Below are 13,705 nucleotides of genomic sequence, written 5' to 3' on the forward strand. Positions count from 1 at the left end.
CCCCCTCGCCGTACAGGCTGTCGTTACCCAGGCCACCGCTCACCAGATCATCGGTGCCATAACCATGCAGCTCGTCATTGCCTTCGGTGCTGGTCATCACCATCACCTTGACTTGCGCCAGGCTCCAGGTCGTGCCATTGGCGAAGCGGATTTCCTCCAGTTGGTAGCCGCCACTGAAAAAGTACCGCACGGTGATCTTGTCCGAACTCCCCTTCAGGGCGATGTTCAGGTGGCTGTCGGTGCGGGTCAGTACCAGGTCTTCGGGAGTGATATCGGCGCCAAACTCGATGACATCGACTTTGCCAGCCGTAGTGTCGTAGTTATTGATGGTGTCCTGGCCCCAGCCGCGGCTGAACCGGTACATATCAGAGCCGGTCCCGCCGTCAAGTACGTCGTTACCAGCGCCGCCCTCAAGGATGTCGTCCCCTCCTTCCCCAAACAGGCGATCGTTGCCAAGCCAGCCGTTGAGCTGATCATTCGTCCCATAACCATGTAGCTCATCATCACCGACAGTGGCGCCCGCCACCATGATCTTCACCTGCTCGAGACTCCAGACAGTTCCATCAGCAAAGCGGATCTGCTCCAACTGGTAGTCTTTACTGAAGAAGTACCGCACGGTGATCTTGTCCGAAGTCCCCTTCAGGACAATATTCAAGTGGCTGTCGTTACGGCTCAGCATCAGGTCTTGCGGATTGATATCGACACCAAACTCTATGGCATCGATCTTACCGATCGTCGAGTCATAATTGTTGATGGTGTCCTGTCCCCAGCCTCGCTCGAACCGATAAGTATCCGAACCCTCCCCACCGTCCATGACATCGTTGCCCGCACCGCCAAGCAGCACATCGTTGCCGCCCTCGCCGTACAGGCTGTCATTGCCCAACCCACCACTGACCAGATCATCACCGCCATAACCGTGCAATTCGTCATTGCCATCGGTGCTTGCCATGACCCTCTCTTTTATCTGAGCCAGGCTCCACGTGGTGCCGCTGGCAAAACGGATCTCCTCCAATTGATAACCACTACTGAAAAAATAACGTACGGTAATTTTGTCGGAGGAATTCCGGAGGGAGATAACCAAGTGACTGTCTGAACGGGTCAGCACCAGCTCCTCTGGATTTATGTTGCCGAAGAACTCAATGACATCGACTCTGCCAGTTGCACTGTCGTAATTGTTGATGATGTCCTGCCCCCACCCTCGACTGAAGCGGTAGATATCAGAACCTGCGCCACCATTGAGCACATCATTGCCCGCACCACCATCGAGAATGTCATTGCCGGCTTCGCCATACAGCACATCATCTCCCAAGCCACCGCTGAGCAGATCATCGGAACCGTAGCCATGGAGCTCGTCATTACCATCGGTGCTGACCATGACTACGCCCATGATCTGCTGCGCGGTCCAGACGACACCGTTGGCGAAACGAACCTCGTCGATCTTGTATCCGGCCGAGAAGAAGTTGCTGACGGTGATCCTGTCGCTGCCACCTTGCAGACGAAACACCAGGTTGTTTCCCGAACGAGTAAAAATGATGTCCGTTGGCAGAACGCTGGCGTCAAACTCGATGATGTCGGTCTTGCCCGTCCCCGGATCATAGCTGTTGATCACATCGTCGCCCCAGCCACGGCTGAAGCGATATGTATCCGAGCCGGCGTCACCGCTCAGAAAATCATTTCCGTGGCCACCGTCCAGGACATCGTTTCCGGCACCGCCGTAGAGGATGTCCTGACCAGTCAGTCCAAGCAGCAAGTTAGCCCCCTCATCGCCATACAATTCGTCGTTATCCAGCCCGCCCATTACTGCGTCAAGGTTGGCCAACACAAACTCGAAACCCTCCGCCGTCGGGTTGCCCGCACGCTTCAAGTCAGCCAGAACGTCCGCGCCCCACTTGCCCCCAGAATCCACCAGCGCCTTGGCGAAGGCCTTCATTATGTCAATCCCGCTGCTGAATTCCTGGTTGTAGCGGCTGCGAAACACCTCCACCAGCGGCGCTACATCCAGCTTCAACTGCCCCCCCTGGAAGGTGAAATCCAGAGCCTGCAACAAGGGTTTGAAATGGCTTTGCAACATCAGTCCAGAGGAAATGAAACCCGCCAGTTCGTCATAGGCCTTCATCAGCTTGGCAGCGGAATTGGGGCCTGGGTTGGGCGTATTACCGTTGGCGGTCTGGACAAATGATCGGCCCAGGAAAGCCTCCAGGGCATAAATCTTGCGGGCGTCATCTATAAAACCGCCACGGCTGGTAGGGCTCAGCCCAGCGACACCACTCCAGGCGAAGATGATGTTATCGAGCAATACGTTACGGGCCAGGGGGTCAGTTTGCGCAACGAACTGTTCGAGCAGCGAGCGCAACTCTCCCCCGCCTGGCAGCGCCATGGCCTTGGACAAACCCACCACAAGACCAAAACCGGCCAAATCGGGCAAAGCCTGCGACCCGCTGCTCAGTATCGCTTGCAAGTCTACTGCTCGCGCCGGGTCGACGTTGAACCAGACATCGCTCATCTCTCGAACAACACCATTTGCGTCGGTATACGTACCTTTCTGCAGGACCTGATTGCCTTGGCCATCGGTTTGAGTCTGCTCGACATAGCCCAGGTTCAAGCTGCCCACATTGGCCTGATCGAGGGTCAGCAGTTCGCCGGCATCGAGAACCCCGTTGCTGTTACTGTCGCGCCAGACTCGCAGTTGTGCATAGGTAGCATCATTGGCATCCACCTTTCCGTCATGATTGCTGTCCAGTTCGCTCAGCGCGGAAAAGCCATTTGCTGCCAAACCACCATTCGCCAATGTCGAATTGTTACCGAATAACTCGCGCCCGCTGTCAATCCGGCCGTTGGCATTACGATCCCAAACCAGCAGACCGTCGTCCTTGCCCACCCATCCGCTGAGTTCGGCAAAACCATTTGCATCGTGGTCGAAATGCACGCCCTGCTCGACCGACAAAGTTTCCACCCCATCCCCATCCAGATCGAGGATCAACGGGCTAGACGTCGTACCGGCACCTTCGAATAGCGACTTGAGGCCATCCAGGAAGTCGCTCATTGCCTGTACGCCCGCGTTATCAAGCCCCAGCAAGGCCCCTGCCAACGCCTGGCCCTGCTCCACAATAAAATCGCCAGCGCCATTGAGGCCTGTCTTGACCGTATCAATGTTGTCCACGATCCAGCTGGCTGCCGCCACCACCAGCGCCGCAGCTCCAACGATTGCGGCGAACGTAGCCGCCGATGCCCCGGCCGCTGTTCCGGCAATACCGATGGTGGCCATCAATGCCAATGCTTGAGTGATACTCAAGGCCCCGCTGACTACATTTAGCACCTGGCCTGTCGTCGCATTACCCGTGGAGATGGCTTCGCTCAATACGGCGATATCGCCGGCAAACGCACTGATCGCCAAGGGCGCGCCCAGCGGAGTGTTGGCAGCGAACTTCATGACCGCGCTACTCATTACCCCAAGCGCCATGCTGCCTTTTTGCAATGCCGTCTTGGACTCCATGAAAGTGCTGATCTTGGCGAGGGCCTGCTCCATGGTATTCTCACCGTTCGCCATCAGCCCTTCGATCATCGTCTGCCCCTGTTGGTACCAGGCGGGATCGACCACTACGGGCTGGTTGGGGGTATCGGTTTTCAACTCAAATATGTTGCCAGCCATGACGACCTCTCGATTATTGGAAATAGAAAAGCAGTAACAACACAGCTAACTCCACCAACACCAACACCGACAGCACATGGCTGGTCCATACCCTCCATTTCACCGGCGGTTTGCCCTGAAACTTCGGCAGTTCACTCCAGGACAGAAAGAACAATGCCAGTACCGGCAATAGTCCTAGAGCCCCCCAGATCATGTTGCCCATTGGTTTTATCTCTGCATCACGCAAGCCATAGAGCGCTCCTGGAAGATCCCTCTGACTGCAACGAAAGAAGCTGTTCGCGCACCATGAAGCGGCGAAAAAGACACGATGAATGCGAAACGAGCGCACAAGGACTGTGCCTGGGAGGTGAGGTATGCATTGTTGCCTCCATGCACTCTGAACGAGCGGTTCCCTATCGACATCTGGCAAAAAGCCAGCCAAGCGAGCTTAGTACAGGATCATTCTCCGGGTTTTAAGGCTTTAGACCCATGCGCTATTGAACGTCAACCGCTTAGAGCATCGCCTTCTCAGCTATTTCTTTGTCCGGCCCTTTGGCGGGCATCACGCCATGTGGCGTTCTGAAGTCGTCGGGTGTCAGCTCGGGTGGCAAGAAGTCCCGCCGGGGCTGATAATCGGACTTCAGATAATGAGCCAGCCCCTCGAGGTCGAGCGGGCTCAATGTACCGGCAGCTAATTTCAGGCGTAGATTGTTGAGAATGTAGTCATAGCGCGCATTGTTGTAATCCCGCACTGCGGTGAATAACTGGCGCTGGGCATTGAGCACGTCAACCGTATTGCGCGTGCCGATATCGGCCCCTACTTTCGAGGCTTTTAATGACCCCTGGCTAGAAAGAATGGTTTTTTTACGCGCCAGGATCTGCTCGATATCGGAATTAACCGCCCGGTAGTAGTTACGTGTGTTAAGCACCACCTCCCGACGCTGGGTCTCGCGTAGCTCCTCACTCTGGGTCAAACGCTTGTAGGACTCTCGCGCCTGAGCGCTGGTACGTCCCCCGTTGTACAAGGGCACATTGATCTGGATCGCTACCGAACTTTGCGCCACATTGCCTTGATAGCCGTTACGACCAAAGTCCGTTGGATTGCTGTACCCAAAGCTATCGTTATCGCCCTTGCGGTAGGAGGCAATGGCGTCAAGGGTAGGTGCATGCCCAGCCTGGCGCTGATTCAAAGTCTGCTCTGCGGCCAACACAGCCTGATCATTGGCTTGCAGCATCAGATTCTGGCGCAACGCCGCATCGACCCAGGACTTCGAGTTTTCAGGAGCAGGTGCCAGAACCGGCAACTGATGGGCAATACCCTCGATGCTATCGTAATCGTGATTGGTCAAGCGAATCAGTTGCTCGAAAGCGTCCTCTATTTTGCGCTCGGCCAGCTTGCGATTGGCCTGGGCGTTATCGTAGGCCGCCTGCGCGTCATAGACATCCGTGATACTGGCAAGTCCTCCGACAAGGCGTGCCTGAGCTTGGTCGCGCTGTTGCTTGAGAGCGATTTCCTCAGTTTCAGAGGCTGCCAGGTCGTCGCTGGCACGCAAGGTTTCAAAGTAGGCCTCCGCGCATTTGAGGATCAGCTCCTGTTCCTTGGCCGATAGCTCCAGCGACGCCTGGGAGGTTGAAGCCTCGGCCGCCTTCAAGCCGAACCAGGACTCGGCATTGAACAGTGGCTGCTTGAGATTGGCCTGGAAAGTCGTCCCGCTACGCGCTCGAGTCAGGCTTGGTGTATCGCGTTCAAGACGCGTCGACTCGCCGGAGACCGTGCTGCTTAACGTTGGCAGCAGATTGGCGCGAGCCAGGGGAATGGCTTCGCTACGTGCTTCAAAATCAGCCCTGGCGGCGGCCAGGTCCGAGTTGTGCATCATCGCTTGACGATAGACAGCCAACAACTCTGCCCGGGTCGTTATTTCGATGCTCCCCGCCACCGCCTGGCAGGCGAACAGACACACCCCCCCCAAAGCCCAGCCTGCCGTACGACTCATCCCCCCGCCTCCTGATCAGCGCTCTCTCATGCTTTCCGACAAATGGCGTTCCAACGGACTCAACAGGTAATCAATGACTTTGCGCCGGTCTGTCTTGACCTCCGCCGAAACCGACATACCGGGCGTCAAATGGATTGACTGGCCCTTGACCTGAACAGAATCCTCGAGAAGACGGATGCGGACGCTGTACAACAGACCGCGCTTTTCATCTTCAATGGCGTCGCTGGACACACTCAGAACCTCGCCCTCCACCACCCCGTACTTGGTAAACGTGAAGGTCTCCACTTTCACCCGCACTGCCTGCCCGGCACGCACGAATCCGACGTCTTTGTTTTCCAGCATTGCCTCCACTTCCACGGGCTGGTCTCGAGGGACGACAACCATCAAAGGCTGCGCGGCTGTAACAACTCCGCCCACGGTATGAATGCTCAGTTGTTGAACAGTGCCCTCCACAGGTGCAGCGAGGCGCATCAAATGATCCCGCTGGCGCGCTTTGTTGACCTCCTGGGTCAACGAGGCAACTTTTTGTTCGGATTGCTGCTGCAGATCGAGCATCGCTCGTCGAGTCTGGGCCAACGTGGTATCGCGGCGACGTTCAGCTTCTTTGCGGGCGGCCTTGAGCTCCAGGCCCCGTCCTTGCTGGACGGCAATTTCACGCTGCATGTCCAGTAAGGCCTGCTGCTTTTCAAGATAAGCGTGCCGAGGTACATACTGCTGTTCCAACAGGGTCCTGTAGTCATCCGCCAGGCGCTGATTGATCGGTAATGTCTTGAGCAATGCGCCGACACTGGCATTGGCCGAAACTATCTCCGCAGCCCGCTGCTCGATCTCGGCGTCCGCCTGATCCAGCGCGCTACGCAGTTCCAGATATTGCCCAAAGACCCAGCGTTGTGCCGCCAGTTGCTGCTGCGGGTCGGCGTTGGGAATGTTGCCGCTCAAAGAACCGGGGGGCTTCTTGGTCTCAATGGCCTCCAGCATCGCTCCAGCCCGGGCACTGTCCACTTCGGCAGCGATCAGGTCGCTCTGCAGGCGTTTGACGTCAGCCCCGGTAGCACTACCATCCAGCTCGATCAATAAATCACCGGCCTTGACCGACTGCCCGTCATGGACATAAATCGCCTTGACTACCGCCACCTCGCTGGGCTGGATAGTCTTGCTTTTGCCGCTAGCGACCACTTTGCCAGTCGCCGTGGCCACCACATCGATTTCACCCACGCACGCCCAGAGCAGTGCCAAAGCGGCACACGACATGATTGCAAACAGGATATAGCGTGGCGCCGGGTGCACCGGCTGCTCCTGCAATGCCAGAGCAGCCGGCAGGAACTGCACTTCATGAGGCAAGCGTCGCGGCGCGTCCAGCTTGTGGCGTTGCCTCCAGGCCTCGCGCCAGGCCCGGTGGTAACGACGCAGCAATTCTCGCCCTGCCGAAGAATTTCCCATGGCCGGCTTATCCTTGCTGCAAACGGTGCAGGCGCGAGTAATGGCCAGCCTGCAGGGCAAGCAATTCGCTATGGGTACCCTGCTCTACGATCTGTCCCCGATCCATTACCACAATCCGATGGGCGTCACGCACTGCGGCAAGTCGGTGGGCAATGATGATGACCGTACGCCCTTTGCAAATCAGCTTCATGTTCTGCTGAATGATGCGCTCGGACTCATAATCGAGTGCGCTGGTGGCTTCGTCGAAAATCAGAATGCGAGGGTTGCCGATCAGGGCGCGCGCTATCGCAATGCGCTGTCGCTGACCACCGGACAATGAAGAGCCATGTTCTCCCACCAGAGTGTCGTAGCCCTCCGGCAATTCCAGGATGAACTCATGAGCCCCCGCCATTTTTGCCGCTTCGATGACTCCCGCGAGCGGGGCCCCGGGATCGGTCAAGGCAATGTTTTCCCGGATACTGCGGTTGAACAGCATATTGTCCTGGAGCACCACGCCAATCTGCCGACGAAGTGACGATACATCCGCCAGTGCCAGGTCCATACCGTCCACCAATACCCGGCCCCGCTCCGGAACGTAAAGGCGCTGCAACAGGCGCGTGAGGGTGCTTTTCCCGGAACCGGAGCGCCCGACCACACCTAATATTTCCCCGGCCTCGATTACCAGGCTTATACCGCGCAACACCTCGGGACCATCGGGCCGATATCTGAATAGCACTTGATCGAACTCGATCTGCCCCTATAGCGGAGGCAAGGCACTGCGGGTAGCTTGGGAAAGCTCGGTACGACTATTGAGAATATCCCCCAGCCGCTGTACCGAAACTCCCGTCTGTTGAAAGTTGGTCCACAGCTGTGCGAGCCGAATAATCGGTTGCGAGACCCGCCCAGCCAACATATTGAAAGCAATCAACTGCCCAACCGTCAGTTGACCGTCTATTACCAAGCGTGCCCCAAGCCAGAGTGTGGCAACCGTCACCAGTTTGCCAATCAGGGAAACGCTTTCATTGGCAATGTTCGACAAGGTCTGCGTCTTGAAGCCGGCCGATACATAGGCAGCCAGCTGGTTGTCCCATTTGCGGGTGATCTGTGGTTCCACGGACATCGACTTGAGCGTGTCTATGCCGTTGATGGTTTCCACCAGAAATGCCTGGTTTTCGGCTCCACGGGAAAAGCTCTCGCTCAAGCGGGCTCGCAACAAGGGCGTGACCACTATTGAAACCAATACATAGAGCGGCAGTGACAGCACTACCACAAGGGTCAGCCAGCCGCTGTAAAAAAACATCACGGCGATGAACACCACCGAGAAAAGGATATCCAGCAATAGGGTGATGGCATTACCGGTAAGAAAACTTCGAATATTTTCCAGTTCACGCACCCGAGCGACCGAGTCCCCTACCCGGCGAGCCTGAAAATATGACAACGGCAAGGTCACCAGATGACGAAAGAGCCGGGCTCCCAACTCGACATCGATACGGCTGGCCGTATGGGCAAAGACATAGGTACGCAAGCCACTCAATGCGGTCTCGAACAACATGATCCCGAGCAAACCGATTGCGATCACATCCAGTGTCGTCAACCCGTGATGCACCAGGACCTTATCCATAACCACCTGAAAAAACAGCGGTGTCAGCAATGAAAAAATCTGCAAGACAAAAGACACCAGCAACACTTCACCCAGCAATTTCCGATATTTGACGATGGCCGGGATAAACCAGGTGAAATCAAAGCGCGTCAACTCGCTGGCTTGGGAGGCCTGGGAGCGCACAAGAATCAACTCACCCTGCCATCTTGCGGACAGTTCATCGGTGCCGAGGACCTGCGCCCGACAGACCCGAGGGTCATGAATCAGCACTTTGTCCTGATCAAATCGAGCGATGATAAAAAACTGCCCGTCCGTGGCACGGGCAATCGCTGGTAACGGTGTAAGCGCAAGGCGCTTGAGGGAAACACTCGTCGCTTTGGCCTTGAGCTCAAGTTGACGAGCCGCCAGAAGAAGTTCAGCCTTGCCGAACTTCTGGCCAGAGCCGACATACTCGTGGCTCAACTGTTCGGCACTAACAGCGATGTTGTGAAAGCGAGCAAGCATCACCAGGCAGGCAAGACCGGTGTCCAGAGGGGAAGATGATTCGGCGCCCGAGGCGTCCTGTCTATCCATCGCAGCTTCCTTGCCTGATTATTCTTTTTAAAACCTTGGGCGGAATGATCGCTGCAGTTGAGGTGAGCACAGGCGGACTGAGCAGACGTGAGAATAGTTGCACAATGCCATAGCGCAAGTCGCCAGATTGTTTTCTGCACTAATTTTCTCTACATGGCTCAGTGGTAGTGAAGATACAAAAAACGACATTTGGTTTCTGCCACCACGTGGAGGCTCCATTTTTTCTGCTTCTGAGCAACTGACACATCAATTTATTCGGGAGAAGCTACGATTTCGGACACTTACGAAGAGGGGGTGAGATCAAGCCTGTCGCTTGAAATGTCTAGATAAGCAGGATCGTCTCGGCAAGCCCAAGTGAATAGTATCCCAGGGGGATCCGACCGCTTCTGAAAATACGTCACTGCGTTCTCATACTGCGCAGTTGTTGTGCTTGAGACGAGGATTCGCGGGAGATTTTCTTTCAGCCAACCAGATCATGTAGCGATCGGTGCTGCCATCGGCATTGACGCGGCGCACGATGTTCTTGGCGTCGTCGCGGAAGAACCATTCCGAACGCTCGTCGGCGTGACGGATGCGGTAGGTGTAGCCAAGGATGTCGTAGTAGTGCCAGGTGTCGTTGCCAAGCTCGTCGGTGACGTAGGTCAGACGGATGTTTTCGTCCCACTCCAGACGCGAGTCGAAGCTGCCGTCGTCGGCCCATTCGGGGATGGCTTTGGCCTTGGCGCCGGGGCCGTCCCACTGCAGGTTCATGCCGCGCCCGGTGCGGTCGGTGCAGCGGGTGATCAGGTGATGCTGGAACTGATACGACCAGACTGCGCCGTTCTCGTCCTGCGCCTGAATCAGGTCGCCATAGACGTCGTATTGGTACGCACAAAGTTGTCGCAACGGTTCGCCGTCAACGATCTGCCAGAGGTCGATAAACCGGCCTTGATCGTCGATCATCGTGCCGAGGTGCAGGTGCACCTTGCTGATGTCGTTTTCCTGGTAGGTGATCAGGTCGGAGAGCACCGAGTGTTCGCCGTGACGATACTCGTAATGCAGCATGACCCCAGCGCCGTTGCTCAGCGAAATATTGCTCAGCACATAGCGCTGGTCACGGCGGACGTAGGTTTCCTTGCGTTGGAAACCACGGCACGGCAGCAGTTGATCTTCGCTGTTGCAGTCCAGCGTGATGTTTTCGATGGCGTCGTACTGGAACAAGCCGACCTTTGGCAGTGGGTAGCTGTGGTCTCGGCCATCGGCGCCGTAGAACGTCAGGCCCTCATCCATGCAGTCGAACTCGCTGATCCAGCGGACACCGAGTTCACTCTGATCGTAGGCGTCGAGGCGCGAGTTATAGGTGCGTGTCCATTCGATCGGGAATTGGCCGGGCAGGCTGAAATCGGTATGGTTCAGGCTTTCCGAACCGAAGGCGAAATTGATGCTGAAGTCCGTGGCGCATTCACAGGGACCTTTCTTCGGATTGGGCACAACTTTCGCCGGTGCCTGCTGGCCGTTGGACCCCAATTGACCATCGGACGCCGTGTGCTTTGCCTGATCGGTTTTGTCTGGATGGACCGCGGTGCTCTGGCCATGAGCATTGCGCTTGCGCCACACGGTCACGGCACTGGAGAGGATAAACAGCAACCAGCCTATGGAGTTCTGCACCGATTTATCGTCGACGTTGCTCAACTGAGTGCGCAGCTCCGGGCTCATCGCGCGCAGTTTTTTTGGTTTCGTCGGAGACGGTTTTTTGAAGTCATCGGGCACCAGATTTTGTGCCACGCTGTTGGCCAGGCCCTTGCCAGCCGCTTTATAAGCACTCGCGGCAGCCCCGAACACATTGCTGAATGAGGCCAGCGGATCATTCTTGAATTGATCGACTGCAGCACTTGCCCGTGCGCTGGCCGCATTCAGATCACCTTTGACATCCAGATTGCCGAAAGCCACCGCTTCGATGCCTTTGGCAATCTCGTTGATGACGTCTTCGCCGAACTTGACAGCGTCCGCCAGGATGCCGGGCAATTTGCCTTTGGCCTGCTCAACAAAATCATCCATTTCAAGAATGGCCAAACATCAAAAGTGCAACTTTTCACAAACCATAACAAATTCTAAGCCAGGTATATCCTCAGCACTCGCTCAATACGAAGCCAAAATCGTCACTTGAGACTTGGGCAATTTCATTAAGCCGCTGGCGCAATGCAGCGATCAGCTGCCGCTCCACTTCCCATGGATCCGACAAGGCAGCGAGTTGCGGTGCCAATTGAGGCGACATACTCATCAGCGAATGATTGAGCGAACGTGCCGTTTCAAAAGCGGCCTTCTGCACGAAGCTGATCTCGACCAGTTCACCCTGCGCCTTGCGAAACTCCATCTCAGCCATCCGCGCCAGGTAGTGCTCTCGATGCGCTCGTGCTTTCTGAAAGTCCGGAGTCTGCCCTTGCGCAGGGTCAACGGGCGGCGGCGCAGCCATTTTGGTCGGCTCGGATTGAGCTGCGACGTGGCTGTACACATCACGCTGAAGCCGATCCTGTTGGTGGCGAGCAGCGACGGCAGCCTTGCTCGGATCAGCGGTATCGCGGATCAATGCTTCGGTGGCCAGCACATCGACCTGCTTGCCATTGGGCGACAGCACCAACCGGCCATTCTCTTTCAGCCAGGTGATGTAGCTCGGTGATCGGCCGATGTGCGCAGCGAAGGCGCTCTTGGATAGGTACGTGGCTGCGGTCATAAGCCCTCCTTTTCAGCGGCTTTTCAATGAATCCTTTCAAGATTTCAGTGGATTGAAATTTCAGTAAGCTGGCAGGCCTCCGACTAACACGATCGCGCGGGTTTCCGACCCCGTGCCTTTTGAAAATCCCTAGGGTCCCCTGCCCTTTCAGCTCCATTATCGTTGCGCTAGTCTGCGTCAACGATCCTCCATCACATCAGGGAAGAAACGTGTTCTGGAACAAGCAAAAGAAAGTTCAGGTGGAGCTCATGACTCCGATAACTATCACTCATCCGAACTGTGCCAGTCCGCAGCTCCCGAGCCCGGTGCCACCAGCCGTTAAAGGAGTAGACAAAGACTTTGCACTAAAGCTGATGATCAGCATTGCGCTATTCCTACAGGCAGCTCTCTTTGTGGATGGCTATCTGGGGTTAACCACTTACTACGAGCAGTTTGGTGTCGAGACGGGTGAGCTTGATTTAGCTAGCCCAACCATCTTGGCGGCAGGCTATCTGCATAGCTTGACTGGTGTGATGAACTGGGTTGATGGAGTGCCATTAATTGGTCCTTTGCTCCCATGGATGCCATTCGCGGCCGTGGCGCTAATCTACGCTCGCGTGTTGGCAAATCCTGAAACGAAAGGGCAGGCACTTTTCGTGAAAGGATTCCTGGGCGGGATATCACTGTTTACTTTGTTTGTTGCGCCTCTGTGGGGAGTGCAGCACGGCATCGACAGAGGTCGAGAAGACATCACCTCAACAACTGGGTTAAACGCTACAAAAGGTGTGATTACGGAGCATAGCCTCGTGACCAAGGATGGCGAGAAAATCATCGGCCGTCTCCTCGCGGCAGACACCAAGAGCACTTTCCTACTCTCTAATCACACCGTTTATAAAATCGACAACAGGACAAACCGAATAATGAGACAGGTCCTACTGAAGGAGAAACCTATCAAACCTCTCTGAGCCTTTACCAATCCAAGCCATGCCCTCTCCCTTTGGAAAGACGGACATCCCTACGCAGGTTTCAGCTAGAGAGAATCCGCGAGTTCGATAACCCGTGTAGGGGGCGGCCCTCGGGGAGGACCCGTGAAATCTGCCCCCCTACCCGGCCTGCCCGGCTCATGCCTTCGGCTCGGCCTCGCTCAGGTCCAGGCGCTTGGCGACCCAGCGTTCGTACAAGCCGATGGCGACGTCCGCGCCGGCCATCGCGGTCAGGCAACCCAGGGCGCCCGCTGTCCAGATCGACAGGCCCGCACCGAACAGCAACATCATCGCTGATACGCCGCACACGATGCAGGCACCGGACCGAAGTGCGAGGCGGCGCACCAATGCCCAGCCTCGTGCCCCATCCTTGTCTGCGCGCCACATCTCGCCGGACACGCCGCCAACCAATGACAGGGCAATCACCAACCAGATCGGCATCTCTGCCAGTGCCTGTTGCTCGTTCGTCATTGCCCTGCCCCTTAAACAAAAAGACCCGGCGCTATGGCCGGGTCGGGTGGTGGGTGGCCTGCCGCGCTTTGCGGTCGCACCCATCGAAGATGGCTCCTTTTTACAGCTCGATTCTGGTGGCAGCAAGACCGGTTTAATGCCATCCGGTGAATGTGTGGCTTACGTCTGGTGAACGTCTGGCGAATGTCGGTGAATATCTATCTCGGCTGTCTTTTGCTTTTCTGGCGTCCCATACGTCCCACTTCTCTAAAACAAGGTGGGACGTCTGAAAGCCCCGCAGATTGGGGCTTTGCCCCACCGTCCTACTTTTCTTTCTCTTTTCTCGTGTATAGAGAGAAATTTAAAAAG

The 13,705-nt window shown here is 56.3% G+C and carries 8 protein-coding genes and 1 pseudogene; 1 reads left to right on the top strand and 8 read right to left on the bottom strand.

Annotation, left to right across the window (positions count from 1 at the left end):
• The 7 genes and pseudogenes from EIY71_RS23510 to EIY71_RS23545 form a co-directional block, all read right to left on the bottom strand.
• Positions 1–3,649, bottom strand: a 3,649-nt coding sequence (locus EIY71_RS23510) for a calcium-binding protein (protein ID WP_305955773.1), incomplete at its 3' end; no start/stop codon positions are given.
• Positions 3,650–3,662: 13 nt separating this feature from the next.
• Positions 3,663–3,875, bottom strand: coding sequence for a hypothetical protein (locus EIY71_RS23515; RefSeq protein WP_146024030.1), 213 nt, complete (start codon positions 3,873–3,875; stop codon positions 3,663–3,665).
• A 265-nt stretch (positions 3,876–4,140) separates the two neighbouring features.
• Entirely contained in the window at positions 4,141–5,622 is a 1,482-nt protein-coding gene (locus EIY71_RS23520; RefSeq protein ID WP_134023319.1) for a TolC family outer membrane protein, read from the bottom strand.
• Positions 5,623–5,637: 15 nt separating this feature from the next.
• Positions 5,638–7,062, bottom strand: coding sequence for an HlyD family type I secretion periplasmic adaptor subunit (locus EIY71_RS23525; RefSeq protein ID WP_134023321.1), 1,425 nt, complete (start codon positions 7,060–7,062; stop codon positions 5,638–5,640).
• Between the two features lie 7 nt (positions 7,063–7,069).
• Positions 7,070–9,214, bottom strand: a pseudogene (locus EIY71_RS23530) (type I secretion system permease/ATPase).
• 408 nt (positions 9,215–9,622) lie between these two features.
• Complete coding sequence (locus EIY71_RS23540) at positions 9,623–11,251, bottom strand: DUF6531 domain-containing protein (RefSeq protein ID WP_178083793.1); 1,629 nt, start codon at positions 11,249–11,251, stop codon at positions 9,623–9,625.
• A 70-nt stretch (positions 11,252–11,321) separates the two neighbouring features.
• Entirely contained in the window at positions 11,322–11,924 is a 603-nt protein-coding gene (locus tag EIY71_RS23545; protein ID WP_134023323.1) for a terminase small subunit, read from the bottom strand.
• Positions 11,925–12,133: 209 nt separating this feature from the next.
• Between EIY71_RS23545 and EIY71_RS23550 the strand changes: the two genes are divergently transcribed.
• Entirely contained in the window at positions 12,134–12,868 is a 735-nt protein-coding gene (locus EIY71_RS23550) for a hypothetical protein (protein ID WP_134023325.1), read from the top strand.
• 156 nt (positions 12,869–13,024) lie between these two features.
• Here the strand turns inward: EIY71_RS23550 and EIY71_RS23555 are convergent, their stop codons facing one another.
• Positions 13,025–13,357 carry a phage holin family protein gene (locus tag EIY71_RS23555; RefSeq protein WP_134023327.1) on the bottom strand — a complete coding sequence of 111 codons (333 nt, stop codon included), beginning with the start codon at positions 13,355–13,357 and terminating at the stop codon, positions 13,025–13,027.
• Positions 13,358–13,705: the final 348 nt, after the last annotated feature.

This window comes from Pseudomonas sp. CH235, assembly GCF_004368175.1.
In the GTDB taxonomy this organism is placed as follows: domain Bacteria; phylum Pseudomonadota; class Gammaproteobacteria; order Pseudomonadales; family Pseudomonadaceae; genus Aquipseudomonas; species Aquipseudomonas paraglycinae.